Genomic DNA, 20,822 nt, shown 5'->3' with positions numbered 1-20,822 from the left:
CGGTTTCCATTACACTGATCATTCGGAAACGACTGGTTAAAACAACAATAATTCAAGAATGAAAAGAATACTGATTTTAGGAGCATCCGGGACATTCGGGAAAGCTCTTGTCGAGAAGTTGAGCAATGACGAAGAGTGTCATCTGACACTTGCGTCCCGTCATGCCTCAGCTTTCTACCACGAAAGCGATCGATGCCATGTCATCGATTGTGACGCCATGAAAACTGATGATTTACAACAGGCGATGACGAGTTGCCATGTGGTGTATTGCGCCATTTCAGGTGACAATTTGCCTATCATCGTTGAAAACACGGTATCAGCCATGAAGAAGGCCGGTTTACGCCGTCTTATCTTTATGGGAGCCGTGGGAATCTACGATGAAATTCCGGCGGACATGGACGATGAAGACAACGTGAAAAACAATCCCGACCAAATACCCAACCGCAAAGCGGCGGATATTGTGGAAAACAGCGGTCTGGATTACACGATACTTCGTCCGGGATATTTACGGGACGGGGATAAGGATGATTACACATTGACTTTCAAAGGTGAACAGGCGAAAGGATATGTTTCGACCATCCCCTCCGTTGTCGGACTTGCCGTTCGTCTTATACATGATGACACGCTCTATGTCCGTCAAGGCGTGAGTATTACCCGTGATATGTTGCACACATAACTGATTCTAATGAAACATATTTCAAAAACAATCTTTGCCATGGTCCTTGCATTGGGAATGGCAATTCAAACAAACGCACAGAAAATGAATAAAGTACCAACAGTAAAACTGAACAACGGCATGGAAATGCCACAACTGGGAGTCGGCACGTTTCTGGTCAAGGACGATGCCGCAGAAAGAGTATACCATGCCATCAAGGTCGGGTTCCGCCTGATCGACACGGCACAGGGCTACGGAAACGAGAAAGAGGTGGGCGAAGGCATACGCCGGAGCGGAATAGAGCGCCGTGAGCTGTTCATCACCACGAAAGTGAACACTACGGAAATGCGCAACGGCACCGTGCGCCAGTCGCTTGATAAGAGCCTTACCGACCTCGGGACAGACTATATCGACCTTGTACTCATCCATTGGCCCGTAAAAGGACATATCAAGGAGACTTGGCAGATATTGGAGGAATACGTGGACAAGGGGAAAATCCACAGTATCGGTGTAAGCAACTTCAACCCGCACCACCTCGACGAGTTGCTGGAATGTGCACGCATACGCCCCGTCGTCAATCAAATCGAGATTGAACCGTACATGACCCAGCACAATGTCGTCGGCTATACGTTCCGCAAGGGCATTCAGTTGGAAGCATGGGGACCGTTGGGACAAGGCATTACCGGCGTGATCGATGACCCTGCAATCGGCGAGATTGCCGCCCGGCACGGCAAATCCGCTGCACAAGTCATCCTGCGTTGGCACATGCAGCGCGGACTGGTCACCATTCCACGTTGCGACAACGATGCGTACACAGACGAGAATATTCGCATCTTCGATTTCAATCTTTCGCTTGCCGAAATGGAGATTATTACCGGTCTGAACCGCAACCAGCGTGCAAACGAGAAGAACGATCCGGATAATTTCCCGTGGTAGCCGATAAATCACATCGGGGAATCAGTTGGCGGTTCGGTGAAAACAACCAACCAATATAGACGTTTTTTATTCAAAAGTGGCGTTTTCGTCCCTAACAGAAAATTTGAAGCATAGATGATACTTGTTTCTGTAAATTCTCCAATCATACCGTCCTTTGATAACATAATTCACTTCATAAGGGCAGACTGTCTTCTTATTCGGAGAGTCTGCCTTTTATGCTTTATAGCCTATCATTTTATACAAAAGACTTCTTCGTTTGCACCTTTTTCGTTCTTTTCTGATTTATTTACTTTGATTTTCGGATTCCTTTCTAACGACTTTGACCTGTTCACTGAATATGGTCAAAGTCGAATCTGAGCCAACCGTTTCCACCAGTTTCTCGTATGCCCCAACGGTTACAGCCAGTTCCGGATACAATTCGTTGAGCATGACCGTAGTCACTTGGTGTTTATCCGCAACCGTTCTTAACTGCCTGTTTTCTTCCCGGTAGTCATGCCATTGCACCCAACTGACGGCAAACAGGGCAAAGAACACGAGCATACAGCCTATACCAGCCCATGTGTAAGGGTTCTTGTGCCAGCCATCGGGAACTCTGTTCCATAACAGCCTTATTGCGTTTAACGCCTTGTTCGGGCGGATTGCCTGCCACAGTTCCGGTATGACACCTTGCTTTTGCCGCACCTGTTCCGAAGCCTGCTTGTCTTTCTCCACATGGGCAGTCAGCATTTCCAGTATCTTGTTGAGCTGTTCCTTAATAGTGGGAACACCATGCTCGCGCATATCCTTGTCGTTGGCTTCGGTATATAACCGTAAGCTCACAACCATTTCATCGCCCAATGATTTTTTATATTCCTCGATGGCTTTCTTGCTCCCGAAAATCCCGCTGATATTTTCCGGTGCATTGCCATTGAAGAACCGTATAACAGGCTCCAGCTTCTCCACCAGCCTTTCCAATGTTTCGTCATTGTCCGGGCTGTCCTTTACATCCAGCTTCTTCTTGATTTCTTCGATGTCCTCCGCCAATGCCCCGATAAGGTCGGCTATATTCTGTAAGTTGTCCTTCATCTTCTTCTCCTCCTTGGTTTATGTTTGTCCTTTTCGTTATCATTGTCACCCCAGCTGCTTTCGTTTCCTCCACCTCCGCCGCCGGATGAGACCTTAGCTTGGTTCGGCTGTACGCACAACTCCATGAGTGCGCCGATGGTTACTTGAACGATGTTTGAGCCGGATTCAGCAGGACTGCCGCCGTTGCTGTCCGTTTCCGCTCCGGATGGCAATGGTTGTCCTATAAAAGTCTCTGCCGTATGGCTGTCTGATACCACCTTCTGCCGGGTTGGTTGTGTCCGTCCGTCAAATCCGTTGTCCGGCAAACGGGGCTGCCATTCCATGCCGTCGGCGATGTGGCTCCCGAACAGCTTATCCAGCTTATAAAAGCTCATGCTCCGGTCTATCCGTGAGCCGCTGAACGAGATTTCATCCTTTGTGAACGACACTCCGAGGATTTTACCTTCGTTTCTATTGTATTTGAATTTTACCCCGATGCCTTGTTCTGCTAGCCTGTCGCACAAATCCGACCAGCAGTTACAACAGGGCAATGCCGCCTTGATAGCATCATAAATTTGGTATTTCACCTTGTCCTTTATTAAATGTGGCCTTAACACGTGCCAAGCAACGGTTTGTGGCTGTGGGAGATGGGGCGATTTGGTTGAGACAACCTTATTTCAGTAAGTTGAAAAATTTACAATAACTCTTAGCAATTCCAGTTAGTTTTTACCTTTTTTGATTCGTTTTTCTATGGCGATGGCACGCAGCGTTGCTTCTATCCGGACATCTTCCGTAGAATAATTGTCAAAAAAGTTTTCTTTAAGCTGGGCAACCATATACATCATTTATTATTTTATGCTTACCGTTTCTTTTGAATGTGATTCTTTATGGAATATGTAACGATTCCCCAAATAATAAAGTCATTTTCTGCTGTTACTTTAATAGGTTATTCGTATTTTGGATAAACAGAAAAAACGCTATAAAGCTCAATAATAAATTGAAAAAATTATTGAATGTTGCAGCTTTCGGGTTTAATGTGTGAACCATATAGCAATTAGCCCTGTTAGAGGCCATATAAACCGATTAAACTGTAGAGATTATGAAAGCAAAGGATACAAAAGAAAATGAAAACATAGAGCGTTTGGAAAATAAATATCCTGTAGAGCAATTTGCTACTGAAAATGCTCATAAAGTAACAGACAAGGAGGTTGAAGAAGCTGTTAAAGAGATAAATCCTGATAAAGACAGCCTGGGAAGCAGAGGATAAATAAATAAATCGTATCTTCGTCTGATATATGTAGCAAAAGTTTGTAATACTATTTTGGATATAAGATGCGATTCGTTGTTTTAACTGTTTTTGTTGTGTCTGGGCTTGTTTCTTGTTCTTTGAAACAAGAAGCGGTTTTGAATGAAAAAGAATTGCTTGGTAAAGCGATCTTTTTCGATGAGAATTTATCGGAACCGGCTGGGGAATCGTGTGCAACCTGCCATACTCCCGAAATTGGTTTTGCTGATAAGTATTCACGTATTACTTCTGAAGGCGCTGTTAAAGGACGGTTCAGTAACCGGAATTCAATGACTTGCGCTTATTCATCCTCCGTTCCTCCGTTGTATTATGATGAAAAGGAAGATACATATATAGGTGGCCTTTTCTGGGACGGTCGCGTTAATACACTGGAAGAACAGGCTGCCCAACCATTTGTTAACCCTTTGGAAATGGCGAATAAAGATTATCTGATGGTTGTGGAGAAAGTGAAAAAAGCATCCTATTATCCGCAGTTTATAAAAATTTATGGAGAACCATTATCTGATGATTCGATTTACGAATGTATTAATAATGCTTTATCTGTTTATGAGCGTTCTGCAGAAGTAAATCCGTTAACATCTAAATTTGATGCATGGAAAGAGGGAAAATGTAAACTTACCAAGCAAGAAAAGAAAGGATATAAATTATTTAAAGATAAAGGCCTTTGTGCCGAATGCCATATATTGGATAAAGACGAACGTGCCGGCCGTATATTGTTTACCGATCATACATATGATAACCTGGGAATACCTTGTAACCCTGAGAATCCATTTTATATGGTATCAGAACCTTATAACGTTCATGGCCGTGATACGATTGATTTAGGATTGGGGTCTTTCCTGAAAGATAGTGCCCAATATGGTAAATTCCGTGTTCCTACTTTACGGAATATAGCATTGACTGCTCCGTACGGACATAACGGATATTTCAGAACGCTGGAAGAAATAGTGCATTTTTATAATGTGCGTGATATCGAAGATTTTCCTCCTGCCGAATATCCGGCTACGGTTAATAAAGATGAACTTGGAAATCTGGGTCTTACAGTTGAAGAAGAAGCAGCTATCGTTGCTTTTATGAAGACATTGACAGACGGTTATCAAACTGACTAGAGCAACTGGAAATCTTTACCGGCTTCCGCAAAACTTTTTTGTTTCGGATATAGTTTTTATAAAACATAATAACGAAACAAAAAGCGAATTATCATGGCAAAGAAAGTTGCGGATCAATTGGTAGAGACACTCGAAAAAGCGGGAGTAAAGCGCATATATGCTGTAACAGGCGATAGCTTGAATGAAGTCAATGAGGCAGTTCGTAAAAATGGAAAGCTTGCGTGGATTCATGTACGTAATGAAGAAACCGGAGCTTTTGCTGCGGCGGCAGAAGCTCAGTTGACAGGCGAATTAGCTTGTTGTGCCGGAAGCAGCGGACCCGGACATGTTCATCTGATTAATGGATTGTATGATGCTCACCGTTCCGGTGCTCCGGTTCTGGCTATAGCCTCGACATTACCTTCTTATGAATTCGGCACGCAATATTTTCAGGAAACGAATACCATAAAGTTATTTGACGATTGCAGCTATTATAATCAGGTAGCTACAACAGCAGACCAGTTTCCCCGTATGTTGCAGGGGGCTATTCAAGCGGCCATATCTTCCCGCGGTGTAGGTGTGATAGGTCTGCCAGGCGATTTGGCAGCAGAGGATGCACAAGCTCCTCTTTCTTCTCCACAACCATTTGCTACACGCCAGCGTGTTTGTCCTTCTCAAAAAGAAATTGAAGAATTGGCCGGTTTGCTGAATAAAGCGGATAAGGTCACTATTTACTGCGGAATAGGAGCAAAAGACGCTCATAAGGAATTAGTCGAACTATCTCAGATACTTAAAGCTCCGGTTGCTTATTCATTCAAGAGCAAAATGGAGATACAATATGAAAATCCGAATGAAGTGGGAATGACAGGCTTGCTGGGTATGCCTTCCGGTTATTATAGCATGCATGAAGCGGATGTCTTATTGTTGCTGGGAACGGATTTCCCTTATGAGTCTTTTATGCCGGGCAACAATACAATTGTACAGGTCGATATTAACCCGAATCGTTTAGGCCGTCGTGCTAAAATCAAAATGGGACTTTGTGGCGACGTGAAAGATACTTTGCATGAATTGATTCCGTTGATTCATGAGAAGATAAACGATAGTTTTCTTCGTGAACAATTAAGTCATTATGAAAAAGTAGTCAAACATCTTCGCGAATCTGCCCGGATAAAGGGGAAAATAGATAAAATACAACCGGAGTATGTGATTTCCGTAATAGATGAACTGGCAGCGCATGATGCCATATTTACTGTCGATACGGGTATGACTTGTGTTTGGGGCGCCCGTTATCTGCAGGCTACAGGAAAACGGAAGATGCTGGGATCGTTCAACCACGGTTCCATGGCAAATGCAATGCCTCAGGCTATAGGCGCTGCTTTAGCTTATCCGGACAGGCAAGTGGCAGCTTTATGCGGTGATGGTGGCCTTTCGATGTTACTGGGCGACTTGGCAACGATAGCACAGTACAAATTACCGGTTAAATTGATTGTGTTCAACAACCGTTCATTAGGTATGGTAAAATTGGAAATGGAGGTTGCCGGATTGCCGGATTGGCAGACTGATATGTATAATCCCGATTTCTCACGTATTGCTCTTTCTATGGGCATGCCCGGATATAATGTGAGTAATCCCGATGATGTTATGCCTACACTGGTTACAGCTTTCGATACGAAAGGTCCGGTTCTTGTTAATATCATGACAGACCCGAACGCATTGGCTATGCCTCCTAAGATAGAGTTTAATCAGATGTTTGGTTTTGCCCAGACAATGTACAAGTTAATGATGGAAGGCCGTTCGCAGGAAGTGCGCGATACGATAGAGACAAATTTAAAGCATTGGAAAGAAGTGTTCTAAAGGTTCGTCTTATTTCTTCCCGATGATTTAAAAAAAAGATCCCGATGATTTTGTAAAACCATCGGGATCTTTTTTTATTTTATTTCAATCACTTTCCCCGTTTGCGCACTTTTGATTGCCGACTCCAGTATTTGTACAACAATCAGGTTGTTTTCCAAAGAAGCCAGGTCTGTGGGCTTCACTTCTTTTTGTTTGCGTACGGCAGCTTTCAGGTAATAGAATGAATCATTGTCGGGCACTACCAGTTTAGAAGCCGTAAGAGATTTTTCTTTTGCTTCTTTTTGTGTGTAAACACGCATTTGGGTTGGTGTGTCTTGGTAAATATAGCCTTTGCTTCCGTAAATATGCATATCTTTCCGGTTCATCGGCCAGTTCCACGAAGCCATAATCTGCACGGTCAGATCCGGATATTCAGCTATGATTGTTGCATCGTCATCTACTTTTGGATAAACAGCTGGTTTTTGTTGGTTCAGTACGGCGTAGACGCGGGTTGGTTTCTGTCCGTTCAATAGCCATGTAACAAGGTTTGCTCCGTAACAGCCAAAATCCATAACGGCGCCTCCTCCGTTTTGTACGGGATCGGTCAGCCAGTCGGTAAAGTCTTTTCCGCAACCTATTTCTATCGGGCCTTGATGGCCGTCATATACATTAATACGGGTGATATTGCCGATTGCTCCGTCTTGTATCAGTTGGTAAGCTTGGTGGTTGGTGTCGTACCAGGACGTTTCATAGTTGGTAAGGACTAATGTTTTATTGGCGCGTGCCAGTTCTGCTATTCTTGATGCATGCTGCATATTGACTGCCAATGGTTTCTCAACCATTACATCGATACCTCTCGGTGCACAGGCTTCCACTACTTCCAGATGATCGTATATACTGCCGTAGGCTACTACTGCTTCCGGCTTGGTTTTGTCCAGCATCTCGCCCAGATCGGAATAGAAAAGGGAGGCATCCAGTTTATTACGCAGGCCGTTGTTGTTTCTTATTTTGTCATCTTTTTCGGCAACGCCAACAATCTGGAAGTCGCCACGATCCATGCGGATAATAACTTCATGCAAATGAGCATGCGATACACCGGCAACTGCCAGTCGCAAAGGTTCTCCATTTTGTCCGAGAGAGTAAAAGGATGTGAGTAAAAGAGTGCTTAATACAGCAATGTATGCTCTGATTCTGTTTATCTTCATGGTATGTATTGTTTTGTGTTATAGTATTTCTGTTATGGTGTACAAAGATAAACGATAATTTTATACCTTTGCCTCCCGTTATAAAATATAAAAATTAAGAATATTATAATTATAAAGAAATGGCAAAAGAGCTGAAGGAACTTACTCCTAGAAGTGTGAACTATTCACAGTGGTATCAGGATTTGGTAATTAAAGCGGACTTGGCGGAAAACTCTGCCGTACGCGGTTGTATGGTGATCAAACCATACGGTTATGCAATCTGGGAAAAGATGCAACGTATATTGGACGATATGTTCAAGGAAACCGGTCACGTAAATGCTTACTTCCCGCTCTTAATCCCCAAGTCGTTCCTGAGCAGGGAAGCCGAACACGTAGAAGGATTTGCTAAGGAATGTGCCGTTGTGACGCATTATCGTCTGAAAACAAATCACGATGGGACAGGTGTGGTTGTAGACCCGGCTGCCAAACTGGAAGAAGAGCTGATTATCCGTCCTACCTCGGAAACAATCATCTGGAATACGTATAAGAACTGGATTCAGTCTTATCGCGATCTGCCTATCCTGTGTAACCAGTGGGCTAACGTTATGCGTTGGGAGATGCGTACCCGTTTGTTCCTTCGTACAGCCGAGTTCTTGTGGCAGGAAGGACATACGGCCCATGCTACGCGCGAAGAAGCAGAAATAGAAGCAAAGAAGATGCAGGAAGTGTATGCCAACTTTGCCGAAAACTATATGGCTATGCCGATTATCAAAGGGGTAAAGTCTGAAAGCGAACGTTTTGCAGGTGCACTCGATACTTATACGATTGAAGCAATGATGCAAGACGGAAAAGCCCTTCAGGCCGGTACTTCCCACTTCCTCGGACAGAATTTTGGTAAGGCATTTGATGTAACCTTTATTGATAAAAATGGTAAGACGGATTATGCCTGGGCTACTTCGTGGGGGGTTTCGACCCGTCTGATAGGTGCGCTTATCATGTCGCATTCGGATGACAACGGTTTGGTATTGCCTCCGCATCTGGCTCCTATTCAGGTGGTGATTGTTCCTATCTATCGCAGTGAAGAGCAGTTGGCTCAGATCAGTGAAAAGGTAAGCGGCATTATGGCTACATTGAAATCGATGGGCATCTCTGTTAAGTATGACGATTCCGATAACAAAAAGCCGGGATGGAAGTTTGCCGAATATGAACTGAAAGGTGTTCCGGTACGTTTGGCTATGGGTGGCCGCGATCTTGAAAACAACACGATAGAAGTTATGCGCCGTGATACGTTGGAAAAGGAAACCATCACTTGCGACGGCATAGAAGAATATGTAAAGAACCTCTTGGAAGAAATCCAGCAGAATATCTTTAAGAAGGCGCTGGATCATCGTACGGCCAATACCATTACGGTTGATACGTATGACGAGTTCAAAGAAAAGATTGAAGATGGCAACTTTATTCTTGCTCATTGGGACGGTACACCCGAAACGGAAGAGCAGATAAAGAATGAAACGAAAGCCACGATACGCTGCCTGCCTTTGGAAGGTGACATGACACCCGGCAAATGTATGGTGACAGGAAAGCCTTCGGCTCGTCGCGTATTGTTTGCAAGAGCTTATTAATATCAAATAACGTTATGAGAAAGACCAAAAGTATTTTGTTTGTATTGCTGTTATTAATCGCTTTTTCAGTAAGGGCAGGAGTTGTAGATACGATAAAAGTTTACAGCCCTTCAATGAAAAAAGATATTCAGGTTGTTGTTGTTATTCCTGAAAAGAGTAAAACTCCCGTTCCGGTTGTTTATTTGCTGCATGGTCATGGTGGTAATGCAAAAACGTGGGTTACAATACGGCCGGATTTGCCCCAGTTGGCCGATCAGTATGGAATTATGTTTGTTTGCCCCGACGGTAACCGCAATAGCTGGTATTGGGATAGCCCGAAAGATCCTTCTTTACGGTATGAAACTTTTGTTTCCGGCGAATTGATAAAGTACATAGATTCTCATTATTCTACAATCGAAGATCGTTCGGCTCGTGCCATTACCGGCCTGAGTATGGGCGGACATGGAGCTATGTGGCTTTCTTTGCGCCATAAAGACGTGTTTGGTGCTGCAGGCAGTACAAGTGGAGGGTTGGATATCCGTCCGTTCCCTAATAACTGGGAAATGGCGGAGAAGTTAGGAACAGAATCCGAAAATCGTGAAATATGGGAAGCCCACACTGCAATCAATCAGATTGATCGTTTGCGAAGCGGCGATTTAGCTTTAATTTTTGATTGTGGCTATGACGATTTCTTTTTTGAAGTGAACAATGATTTTCATAAGAAACTTTTAAAATATAAAATTGGTCATGATTTCATTGTCCGTCCCGGAGGTCATACCAACGAATACTGGAAGAATGCTATTGGTTACCAGATATTATTCTTCAAGAACTTTTTTGACAGGAACAGGAAAAAATGAATGTATATAAAAAACAGCCGTTGAAATATTTCAACGGCTGTTTTTTTGTCTGTTTTATAGGTTCGGATTTTAACTTAGCCCTTCAACCATACCATTAACAATATCTATATTTTTGGCTTGGGGTTCTTTGGGCAACCCCGGCATACGCATAATCTCACCCATTATAACGACGATCATTTCAGCTCCGTTGTTGATGATAATGTCGCGAACCTTTAACTCAAAATCTTTGGCGACACCATAGGCTTTAGGGTCGGATGAGAAAGAGTATTGCGTCTTGGCAATACAGATAGGATAGTGGGAAATTCCCAGGCTTTCTATCTGTTTTATCTTTTTGTCGGCCAACGTAGTATATACAACTGAAGAAGCTCCGTATATATTTTCAGCTACTTTTTTCACTTTTGTACGTACACTGTCTGTTTCTTCGTAAGTATATTTCAACGGTTCGGATGGATTGTTTTCTATTGTATCTGCTACCAGTTTTGCAAGTTCAATACCTCCTTCACCTCCTTCGGCAAAGACCGTATTCATGGCAAATCCTACACCCATTTGTTTACAATGCTGTGAGACAAGTTCAATTTCTTCGTCCGTATCAGAAGCAAAACGGTTAAAAGTGACGATTACTTGCTGGCCGAAACCTTGTATGTTCCGGATGTGTTTGTCTAAATTGGCCAGGCCGTTTTTTAATCCTTCTATGTTTTGTTCTTTTATTTTGTCTTCTGACACACCGCCGTGCAGTTTCAGGCTTTGTGCAGTTGCTACGATAACAGTTAGCTTGGGATTAAGCCCGGCTTTCCGGCATTTGATATTGAAAAACTTTTCGGCTCCTAAATCAGCGCCGAATCCGGCTTCTGTAATTACATAGTCTCCGTAGGTCAAAGCCATTTTTGTTGCAAGGATGGAGTTGCAACCATGGGCAATATTGGCAAACGGGCCGCCATGAACGAACGCTGCTGTATTTTCGGTTGTTTGCACCAGGTTTGGCAGTAACGCGTCTTTCAGCAGGACAGTGATGGCTCCGGCTACTCCCAAATCACTTACAGTAAAAGGTTTGTCGTCATAAGTATAGCCCAATAATATATTGCCTATGCGGCGTTTCAGGTCTTCCAGGTCTGTTGCCAGACAAAGAATTGCCATTATTTCGGATGCGGGAGTAATGTCGAATCCGGTTTCAGTCGGTATTCCGTTTGCTGAACCACCCAGCCCGGATACTATATTTCGCAGGCTACGGTCGTTAACATCCAATACACGTTTCCATTTAATCTCTTTAAGTCCTTCACAGCTGTTGCGGGTTTGATAAATGTAATTATCCAGTAAAGCCGTTATCATGTTGTGGGCTGAAGTAATAGCATGGAAGTCTCCGGTGAAGTGAAGGTTGATGTTTTCCATAGGCAGCACTTGCGAATAGCCTCCGCCGGCCGCTCCGCCTTTCATCCCGAAACACGGGCCTAAAGATGGCTCACGTAATGCTACAATCGCTTTTTTACCGATTTTATTCAATCCGAGGGCAAGGCCGATTGAGACTGTTGTTTTACCGACACCTGCTTTATTGGGAGTGATGGCTGTTACTAAAATAAGGTTGTGTTCCTTTATTTTTTGATCATTGATGAGATGATTGGGAATTTTGGCAATATATCTGCCGTAATTTTGTACTTCTTCCCGGGGAATACCAAGTCTTGAAGCAACCTCTTTTATTTTGCACAGAGAAACTTCCCGTGCAATTTCAATGTCCGATTTCATGTGTTATGTCAGTTTAAAATGTAAACAAAATAAGTGATTTTTAATTTAATAACAAAAAGATAGATGATAAGGTTTGTTATCGGTAGATAGAATGTTATTATCTGTCATTTTGGATTTGTGGTAATAAAATTGGTTAATTTGATTTTATGTTGATAGGTTTATGTGTCATAAATAAGTCTTTTTGCTTACTGGAGTTGGCAAAAATGATACATTTTGATTGTTTTAGTCTTAAAGAATTATAAAATTGCTGTCCTGTTGTTGTGTGTGTGATAATTTGTTTAATTTTGTGCTGTGATGATATTAAAAAGAAATAATAAATCGTCTTTGTGTGATAAAAAGAAAGATGAAGCGATTGGGATGATGATAGAAGTATAATTTATGTAAGATTTGGTATTATGTCAACAGTAAGATTTAGTTTGGTAACGATCGCTACTAAATCGGTAGTAGCAGAAGTATGGGAAAAGGTTATGTCCGGCATCTTTAACAGCCGCGTGGAATCTGATAAAGACGGATTGAGTGAGTCGAAATGGGAAACAGAATTGCGGAAGCTCCAGGAAGAAGTACATTCATTGTGCCACCATGCTATTCACCAACTTTTACCTATGGCTGGAGTTTACCAACAAAGTCTGCTTGATAATTCGTTGCAAGCTTATTCAGTATATGCTCCGGAAGAAGCTGAAAAGGTCTTTAACGAAGGCAACCGGGTTATTGAAAATATTAAAGGGCATGTTTCCGGTATTCGTTACAATGCTTGCGAAATGCGTAAAGCCAATCGCAAATTGAACGAGCTGGAAGATATGCATGCGAAAGCTATTATGTATCACAATACGGTTAAACCTTATATGAATACATTATGTTATCATATGGAGCAATTAAAAGCTATTTTAAGATAGTCAGTTATATACATGTTATGTTATAAAAAGGCCGGCGTGAAGTTATTCTTCAACCGGCTTTTTCGTATTATTATTTTATATACCTTTGCACCCTTAATTTGAGATAGATATGATTACATACATAATTATTGGCATAACAGTTGTTCTCTCCTTTATATGTTTCGGAAACAGGGAGTTGTTTATGAAACTGGCATTTATCCCTTACCGTACGGTTAAGAACCATGAATGGTATCGGTTGGTTACTCATGGCCTCATACATGCAGATATGACACATTTATTGGTAAACATGTTTACCTTCTGGTCTTTTGGCGTATATATGGAGCAAACATTCAAATATATGGGCTTTGGAAACGGAGCTTACCTGGCTTTATATTTTGGAGGGATGATTATTGCTTCGGTTTATGACCTTATTAAGCATCGTAATGATCCGTATTATATATCTATAGGCGCTTCGGGTGCAGTTTCTGCAGTTCTGTTTTCTTCTATATTTTTTGATCCGTGGGGTAAAATCCTGTTTTTTGCAGTCTTACCGATACCGGGTATTTTATTTGGAGTGCTCTATTTGATATATTGCCAGTATATGGCAAGAAAGGCCGGAGATAATATTAATCATAATGCCCATTTCTATGGAGCAGTTTACGGTTTTATTTTTCCGATGTTACTGGAGCCTTCATTGCTGGATATGTTTCTTTCACACTTTGGATTGTAATCCTTACTTTTGCAGCTCCGAAAGAAAAAGCAGATGAATAAAGATAATAATTTCGGTAGATTACTGATACTGCTCCTGATCACATTTGTAATGTGTCTTGGCATGTACCGGTTGCCGGACCGGTTGTTTGGGTATAAAATAAAGAAGGTTGATTTGCTGGCCGATATACGTGTAAAACCACGGTCGCTTTCTCTCGACTCATTAAGGCTGCAATTGGAAGCAGAGAAGATGGTGCCGGTAGACTCGGCTGCTTTTCGCGATTCTATATTGAAAGTTGCTAATATTGATTCGATGGCTTTGGTAATACGTGATTCCTTATATAAAGCCGTTTATGCAGTACAAGGTGCAGATTCGTTAGGTATGCATATTGAAGATTATTCGGCCGGCCATATCGGTTTAAAACGTTTTTTTGCAGCATTGAATAACCGGCAACAAACCAAGCGTCCTGTGAGGATCGCTTTCTTGGGTGACTCTTTTATCGAAGGTGATATTATGGTTGCAGATTTTCGTTCGAATATGCAGAAACGATTCGGAGGAAGAGGTGTGGGTTTTGTTCCTGTAAATTCTGTTGCTGCACAATTCCGTCCGACGATTGAACAACATAGTGACGGTTGGACAATGTGGTCGATGCTTACAGACCATGAACACGCATATACCCTTTCCGGAATGATGTTTGAATCCCGGGGAGAAAAAGCTTCTGTTTCGATGAAAACAACCAACCGTTATCCGGAGCTTCAGAATGTATCTTCATTAAAGTTCATTTATGAACAAAGCAAAAATACAAAAATGAGTGTTGTTTGTAATGGAGAAACTGATACGTTGCATGTGGTGTTGCCGCCTACTGCTATTGTCACTCAGTATGAACTGACAGGCGCATTTAATAAGGCCGATTTTGTGTTTACGGATGCATCGGATTTACGGGCTTTGGGTGTAGCTTTGGAAGATAATACCGGTGTTGTGGTAGATAATTTTTCTTTACGGGGTAATTCTGGGCTGATATTGGAGCGTATGGATATTCCCCGTTGCCAGGCATTGAATAAAATACGTCCGTATGATTTGATTATACTGCAATACGGTCTGAACGTAGTGAGCGAAGATGTTTTACAATATGGCTGGTATACGCAACGAATGGTAGGTGTTATTCGCCATTTGCAGTTGTGCTTTCCCCAGGCAGATATATTAATGTTGGGTGTTTCGGACCGGAGTAAACAAGAAGATGGCGAATTTGAGACGATGCCGGCTGTTTTAGCTTTGTTGCATGCACAACGTCAGGCAGCAAAGCGGGCAGGTGTTCCATTCTGGAATGTGTTTGGAGCAATGGGAGGAGAGAATAGCATGGTTCGTTATGTGGAAAAAAACTGGGCAAGCAAGGATTATACACACCTTAGTTTCAGAGGAGGAAAAGAGATAGCTTCTTTTCTATATGAAGCCATATTGTTGGAAAAAGAATTTTATGATGAAGCAGAAAAAACAATATACTAGTATTGGCATTCTTTTACTGATATGGATATCGGCATTACTTACTCCCCGTTTTACGAAAGGAGTTATAGATGATAATATGCTACCATTATCAGAAGGAGATACACTGACAACTTCTTTTGTCCCTGTTTCCTGGCCGGCAACGACAATACCTGTTACAGATTCTTTATGTCGTATTACGGATGATACCCATTCTATAGAATCGTTTTTTGTAGCATTGGATTCTTTGCGGGCCGGAAAGGATACTGTTATCTCGGTCGTGCATTTAGGCGATTCGCATATTCAGGCGGGGCACTATAGCGGACAGACAATGCGCCTTTTACAGCAGCAGTTCGGTAATGCGGGACGAGGGTGGATTTCACCATTGAAGCTGAGCAAGACAAACGAACCGGATGACTATTTTATTTCGTCAGTCGTTAAAGAATGGATTGCAGGGAGATGCATACAAAAGGTGAAGAAAACGTCTCTTGGCATTGGTGGAATAGGAATTCAGACAGAATCTCCTTCTGTAAACTTTGATATTAGTATTGCTCCTAATAATGGAGCCGGATATTCCTTTAACCAAGCTGTTTTATACAGAGGCGATAAATCCATGCCGATGCTTCCTGCCGGAAAGTCAAAAGAATCTGCTCATGTATCTTTTGATAAGGGGATTCACATTCCCGGAATACTTGCCGATACATTCCATATTTCTTTTTTGACAGATACTCTGCAATTGCATAGTACGCGTCGTAAACAGGGGACAGATACGTTGCTGCCTGCTTCTTCTTTCAATTCCGTATATTACGGATTTAACCTGACGAACGGTAAACCGGGTATTCTTTACCATTCAATAGGAGTAAACGGAGCTATGTTTGTAAATTATACAGATGAGAATTATGTACGCCAGCTGGCGTTACTTAATCCTTCGTTGCTCATTATTTCCTTGGGAACGAATGAGACTTTCGGACGTAATTTTACGTCACAGGAATTTGAAGGACAGGCAAAAGATTTTATCCGGCTTGTAAAAAAGTATATGCCGGATGTTTGCATACTGCTTACTACGCCTCCCGAATGTTATAAACGGGTTAGGGTGAATAAGAAACGTACTTTTGTCCGTAATGACAATACCCAACGTGCTGCAAAAGCCTTGGTTGATGTAGCCCGGAAGGAAGGAATTGCTTGTTGGGATTTATTTAGTGCTACAGGAGGTAAAAAATCGTCACGTAAGTGGCAAGAAAAGCAGATGTTCGGACGTGACCGGATTCATTTTACAAAAGAAGGTTATCAGGAACAAGGAACACTTTTATTCCGTGCTCTGATGGATACATATAATCAAACGAGAGAGAATAAAAGTGAGAATTGAAAATTGTAAATGCAATGGATAGTATGTTTTCATTGGAAAAGTTAGGAGAACTGTTTGTTTACCATCATAATGCGCCGATACTGTTTAGTAGCGGTTTATTCTTTTTCTTGTTTATAGGATTCCTGATAGTTTACATGTCTCTCAGGAAACATTTGTTGGCACGTATAATTTATGTTACTCTGTTCTCCCTTTATTTTTATTACAAAAGTAGTGGATTGTGGTTCGGGTTATTAGTTTTTACTGCAACTTCCGATTTTTGTATAGCACAGGGAATTTTCCATACTTCATCGAAGTTGAGGAAGAAATTATTTGTGACATTAAGTTTATGTGTTAATCTGGGAATGCTGGGCTATTTTAAGTATTTCAACTTTTTACGGGAAGTGATAGCTTCTATCGGCCATGAATTGGGTTATCATTTGGGAAATACAGCTATGCAGAGTATAAACTACCAACCATTGGATATTTTCTTGCCGGTAGGCATTTCGTTTTTTACGTTCCAGAGCATCAGTTATGTTATTGATGTCTACAGAGGACGCATACAACCTCTTAACCGATGGATCGATTACGTGTTTTATGTTTCGTTCTTTCCTCAGTTGGTAGCTGGTCCTATCGTGCGTGCACGCGACTTTATCCCTCAGATTTATAAAACTCCGCAGGTTACCCGTTCAGAGTTTGGCGAAGGCCTTTTCCTTGTTTTATGCGGATTATTTAAGAAGACAGTTATATCCGATTATATCAGCATGAATTTTGTAGACCGTATATTCGATGCTCCGTTGCTTTATACCGGTTTGGAAAATCTGATGGGTGTATATGGTTATGCTTTACAGATCTATTGCGATTTTTCAGGATATTCGGATATGGCAATCGGTATAGCTTTGCTATTGGGTTTCCGTTTTAATATGAACTTTGATTCTCCGTATCAGTCGGCTTCTATTACCGAGTTTTGGAGGCGTTGGCATATTTCATTATCTTCTTGGTTGAAGGATTATTTGTACATATCGTTGGGTGGAAACCGTAAAGGAAGGGTGCGGACTTATATTAATTTGCTTATTACGATGCTTTTGGGTGGTCTATGGCATGGGGCATCCGTTAGCTTTATATTATGGGGCGCATTGCATGGGATTGCATTAGCGGTCGATAAATTTTTTATCGGTAATTTTGGTTTCAAACAACTGGGTGCCGAAATGAAGTCCCTGAATAGGATAGCAGGTATATTGATTACTTTTCACCTGGTATGTTTCGGGTGGATATTATTCCGTGCAAGCTCGATGAAAGTAGTAGGAGAGGTACTTACCCAGATTTTTACAAACTTTCATCCCGAAGTATTTATGCAGTTTGTTATGGGATATAAAGGTGTATTTATACTTATGGTAATTGGATATATACTGCATTTCATGCCGAAAAAAACGGAAAACTGGTTGCAGGGAGTTGTTACCCGTTCTCCTTTGTTACTTCAGGCTGCTATTTTAGCCGCTGCCATTTTTATTGTGGTACAATTTAAAAGTGCGGGAGTACAGCCGTTTATTTATTTCCAATTCTAAAGGTTAAGTTCCGCAGATCCGATCCTGATACATTCTGGAATACACTTAGACCGAATTCCGGAATGACGGCTAAGATATGATCGAAGACGTCGGCTTGTACACCTTCATAAGGAACCCAATCTTTGATAGATGAAAAGAAATAGAGTTCAATAGGTATTCCTGTTTCAGTAGGTTGTAAATGACGTACCATGTAAGTAAGTTCTTTGTTTACATCAGGCAGACTTTGCAGGTAACGTACAAGATAAGCCCGGAAGACTCCTAAGTTAGTTTGTCTTCTGCCATTTACCCATATAGAATTATCTATGTGATGTTCTTCATTATAATGGTGCAATTCTTCTTCTTTCCCATCGATATAATCTGTTATTAGAGATATTTTACGGAATTTATCAAGCATTTCCTGATTACAGAAACATACACTGTTCATATCTATATTTATGGAGCGTTTGATACGGCGTCCGGGAGATTCACTCATACCTCGCCAGTTTTGGAAAGCATCTGTAACGAGAGCATAAGGAGGAATTGTTGTAATGGTATTGTCGAAGTTTTTTACTTTTACGGCATTTAGGGTAACTTCTATTACTGTTCCGTTTGCACCGTATTTATCCATGGTAATCCAATCTCCTGCGCGTAGCATATCATTTGCCGACAATTGTATGCCGGCAACAAAACCTAATATTGTATCTTTGAATACTAGCATCAGGATGGCTGCAGAGGCTCCTAAACCGGCAAATAATGTGACAGGAGATTTATTAATCAGAATACTGATAATGAAGATGAATCCGATAAAGAATATAGTTACCTGAATAATCTGTATGAATCCTTTTAAAGGCTTATCCTTAAATGTTTCTTTCTGATTATAAATTTCATGAATAACGTTCAGTGATGCACTGATGAAACGGAGAGATACGGCTATGATATAAATAGCACATACTTTTTGTAGGAAAATTAATAGTTTAGGAAATTCTTCGGGAGGAAAAGCAAAGGGAACCAGTATATATACCAGTATGGCCGGAATGATATGCATCATTTTATTAATGATTTTCCGTTCCATAATCAGATCATCCCATTGGTTTTTTGTCCTTTTGGCCAGCTTTTTAAACATGCCGAGGAAAATATAGCGGCAAGTGTAATCGATAGCTATTGTAATAAGAATGATAAACAATAGAACAATAGTATTGTCTAATTGGCTGGCTGCATCATTAACAAGACCTAGGTCTGTCAGACGTTCGGTTATCCATTCTTGAATTGTGTGCATATCTGGTTATTTTATCTGATTGTCTATTCCGGTTATCAAAGATAATAATAAATGTAGAGAGTTTTACATTTTACTAAAACATCAGGATCATTTTCTAAAAAGATACCGATGTTTTTAGAAAATGATCCTGATGTTTTTTATAAGAGTATTAGTCTGAATATTGATATACCTTCAGTTCGAATTTGGGAACCATAGCAAAAAAGTGGTCAAAGATGTCTGACTGGATGCGTTCATAATCTTTCCATACTTTGTTACGTGAAAAGAAATAAATTTGGATAGGAACACCATATTCGGTGGATTGCAGCTGGCTGATTATTAAATCCAGCTCGGTGTTAACTATTGGTAAACTGGTTAAATAACGTTCTATGTATACGCGAAATACCTGTGAGTTTGTAGGAATAACACCTTCGGCCGGATTATAATCGGATAAAAGGGGAACATCTTTTTTTAAGGTATCCAGCATTTCCGGTGTGCAAAATTTGATCGTATTCAAGTCCAGAAAAATAGATTTCATTACTCGCCGGCCTCCCGATTCTGTCATGCCACGCCAGTTCTGGAAGGAATTGTTGACCAATGTATAAGGAGGAACCGTCGAAATTGTATTGTCAAAGTTCTGAATTTTTACTGTATTCAACGTAATTTCCTGCACAATTCCGTTCGCATTGGCTGCTGGTATGGTTATCCAGTCTCCGGGTCTGAGCATATCATTGGCCGATAATTGGATTCCGGCAACAAATCCCAGAATCGTATCTTTAAATACTAACATTAAGATAGCGGCAGAGGCGCCTAATCCTGCAAATAAAGTTGCCGGCGATTTGTTGACTATAATGGCTATAATAATAATACCTCCAATAAAAAATACCAATACCTGAAGCACTTGTATAAATCCTTTCATCGGGCGGTTCTTCATGGATTTCTTGAGTGTGGACATATCCAGCATCATTAGCAAAAGACCGTTAATTGCTAATAGTAGGGAAATGACAATATAAATTGAACATATTTTTTGGGAAATGACTAATAATTCTTTGCCGTTAACAAATGCCATTGGTAATAAATTGTACACTAAGAATGCGGGAATTGCGTGTACCAGATTATGCACAACTTTGCGTTTAATCATCAAAGTGTCCCATGTATAGTGGGTTTTCTGGGCTATTTTTCGTACACTACCTACGAAAATAGCCTGGAAAATATAATCTAAACCTATTGCAACAGCTACCATTAAGATAGCAATAATCGACTCGTCGAATGTGTTGGCAATTTTGGGATCTATTCCCCATCCGATAAGCAGTTTGTTCATCCAAGTTCCTAAATTTATCATAATAATCGTTTTCATCTTAATGAGATAACACACGAATCGCT

18 protein-coding genes and 1 pseudogene are annotated in these 20,822 nt (G+C 41.3%); 12 read left to right on the top strand and 7 right to left on the bottom strand.

Annotated features, from left to right (window positions below; translation table 11 throughout):
* The first annotated feature begins 58 nt into the window (after window positions 1-58).
* Window positions 59-676, top strand: coding sequence for an NAD(P)H-binding protein (locus tag CTY47_RS00195; RefSeq protein WP_099462880.1), 618 nt, complete (start codon window positions 59-61; stop codon window positions 674-676).
* Between the two features lie 9 nt (window positions 677-685).
* On the top strand, window positions 686-1,591 hold the full coding sequence (locus CTY47_RS00190; protein ID WP_099462879.1) for an aldo/keto reductase: 906 nt from the start codon (window positions 686-688) through the stop codon (window positions 1,589-1,591).
* Window positions 1,592-1,873: 282 nt separating this feature from the next.
* Here the strand turns inward: CTY47_RS00190 and CTY47_RS00185 are convergent, their stop codons facing one another.
* From CTY47_RS00185 to CTY47_RS17510, 3 genes and pseudogenes are all read right to left on the bottom strand, one after another.
* A complete protein-coding gene (locus CTY47_RS00185; protein ID WP_099462878.1) occupies window positions 1,874-2,656 on the bottom strand; it encodes a hypothetical protein in 783 nt (260 codons plus the stop codon).
* Window positions 2,653-3,231 (bottom strand): annotated as a pseudogene (locus CTY47_RS00180) (relaxase/mobilization nuclease domain-containing protein); the annotation flags it as partial. The pseudogene CTY47_RS00180 and the gene CTY47_RS00185, both read right to left, overlap by 4 nt.
* Before the next feature lie 123 nt (window positions 3,232-3,354).
* Window positions 3,355-3,480 carry a hypothetical protein gene (locus CTY47_RS17510; RefSeq protein WP_262497719.1) on the bottom strand — a complete coding sequence of 42 codons (126 nt, stop codon included), beginning with the start codon at window positions 3,478-3,480 and terminating at the stop codon, window positions 3,355-3,357.
* A 254-nt stretch (window positions 3,481-3,734) separates the two neighbouring features.
* Between CTY47_RS17510 and CTY47_RS17045 the strand changes: the two genes are divergently transcribed.
* From CTY47_RS17045 to CTY47_RS00165, 3 genes are all read left to right on the top strand, one after another.
* A complete protein-coding gene (locus tag CTY47_RS17045) occupies window positions 3,735-3,902 on the top strand; it encodes a hypothetical protein (protein WP_199163375.1) in 168 nt (55 codons plus the stop codon).
* A gap of 65 nt (window positions 3,903-3,967) precedes the next feature.
* Window positions 3,968-5,050 carry a cytochrome-c peroxidase gene (locus CTY47_RS00170; protein WP_099462877.1) on the top strand — a complete coding sequence of 361 codons (1,083 nt, stop codon included), beginning with the start codon at window positions 3,968-3,970 and terminating at the stop codon, window positions 5,048-5,050.
* A gap of 93 nt (window positions 5,051-5,143) precedes the next feature.
* Window positions 5,144-6,883, top strand: a complete 1,740-nt coding sequence (locus CTY47_RS00165; RefSeq protein ID WP_099462876.1) for a thiamine pyrophosphate-dependent enzyme — start codon at window positions 5,144-5,146, stop codon at window positions 6,881-6,883.
* Window positions 6,884-6,957: 74 nt separating this feature from the next.
* Here CTY47_RS00165 and CTY47_RS00160 read toward each other — a convergent pair whose 3' ends face one another.
* Window positions 6,958-8,067: a Gfo/Idh/MocA family protein gene (locus tag CTY47_RS00160; protein ID WP_099462875.1), complete on the bottom strand. Its 1,110-nt coding sequence runs from the start codon at window positions 8,065-8,067 to the stop codon at window positions 6,958-6,960.
* 119 nt (window positions 8,068-8,186) lie between these two features.
* On the opposite strand from CTY47_RS00160, the gene proS reads away from it, so the two are divergent.
* Window positions 8,187-9,668: a proline--tRNA ligase gene (gene proS / locus CTY47_RS00155; protein ID WP_099462874.1), complete on the top strand. Its 1,482-nt coding sequence runs from the start codon at window positions 8,187-8,189 to the stop codon at window positions 9,666-9,668.
* Window positions 9,669-9,682: 14 nt separating this feature from the next.
* Entirely contained in the window at window positions 9,683-10,504 is an 822-nt protein-coding gene (locus CTY47_RS00150) for an alpha/beta hydrolase (RefSeq protein WP_099462873.1), read from the top strand.
* Between the two features lie 69 nt (window positions 10,505-10,573).
* Here the strand turns inward: CTY47_RS00150 and CTY47_RS00145 are convergent, their stop codons facing one another.
* Entirely contained in the window at window positions 10,574-12,241 is a 1,668-nt protein-coding gene (locus CTY47_RS00145; RefSeq protein WP_099462872.1) for a formate--tetrahydrofolate ligase, read from the bottom strand.
* A gap of 395 nt (window positions 12,242-12,636) precedes the next feature.
* On the opposite strand from CTY47_RS00145, the gene CTY47_RS00140 reads away from it, so the two are divergent.
* The 5 genes from CTY47_RS00140 to CTY47_RS00120 all read left to right on the top strand — a co-directional run bounded on the left by CTY47_RS00140 (window position 12,637) and on the right by CTY47_RS00120 (window position 18,208).
* Window positions 12,637-13,134, top strand: a complete 498-nt coding sequence (locus CTY47_RS00140; protein WP_099462871.1) for a glutamine synthetase — start codon at window positions 12,637-12,639, stop codon at window positions 13,132-13,134.
* Between the two features lie 109 nt (window positions 13,135-13,243).
* Complete coding sequence (locus CTY47_RS00135) at window positions 13,244-13,843, top strand: rhomboid family intramembrane serine protease (RefSeq protein WP_099462870.1); 600 nt, start codon at window positions 13,244-13,246, stop codon at window positions 13,841-13,843.
* 33 nt (window positions 13,844-13,876) lie between these two features.
* Window positions 13,877-15,325, top strand: a complete 1,449-nt coding sequence (locus tag CTY47_RS00130) for an SGNH/GDSL hydrolase family protein (RefSeq protein WP_099462869.1) — start codon at window positions 13,877-13,879, stop codon at window positions 15,323-15,325.
* On the top strand, window positions 15,297-16,667 hold the full coding sequence (locus tag CTY47_RS00125) for a GDSL-type esterase/lipase family protein (RefSeq protein WP_099462868.1): 1,371 nt from the start codon (window positions 15,297-15,299) through the stop codon (window positions 16,665-16,667). Before CTY47_RS00130 ends, CTY47_RS00125 begins: the two co-directional genes overlap by 29 nt.
* Window positions 16,668-16,681: 14 nt before the next feature.
* Window positions 16,682-18,208 carry an MBOAT family O-acyltransferase gene (locus CTY47_RS00120; RefSeq protein WP_099462867.1) on the top strand — a complete coding sequence of 509 codons (1,527 nt, stop codon included), beginning with the start codon at window positions 16,682-16,684 and terminating at the stop codon, window positions 18,206-18,208.
* Here the strand turns inward: CTY47_RS00120 and CTY47_RS00115 are convergent.
* Both CTY47_RS00115 and CTY47_RS00110 read right to left on the bottom strand, forming a co-directional pair.
* Window positions 18,189-19,463: a mechanosensitive ion channel family protein gene (locus CTY47_RS00115; RefSeq protein ID WP_099462866.1), complete on the bottom strand. Its 1,275-nt coding sequence runs from the start codon at window positions 19,461-19,463 to the stop codon at window positions 18,189-18,191. The genes CTY47_RS00120 and CTY47_RS00115 overlap by 20 nt on opposite strands.
* A 148-nt stretch (window positions 19,464-19,611) precedes the next feature.
* Complete coding sequence (locus tag CTY47_RS00110) at window positions 19,612-20,781, bottom strand: mechanosensitive ion channel family protein (RefSeq protein WP_099464007.1); 1,170 nt, start codon at window positions 20,779-20,781, stop codon at window positions 19,612-19,614.
* Window positions 20,782-20,822 lie beyond the last annotated feature (41 nt).

This window comes from Parabacteroides provencensis (assembly GCF_900232875.1).
GTDB classification, from domain to species: Bacteria; Bacteroidota; Bacteroidia; order Bacteroidales; family Tannerellaceae; genus Parabacteroides; species Parabacteroides chinchillae.
Note: the sequence above shows the minus strand (reverse complement) of the source record. Positions and strands in the feature narration are given on the sequence as shown.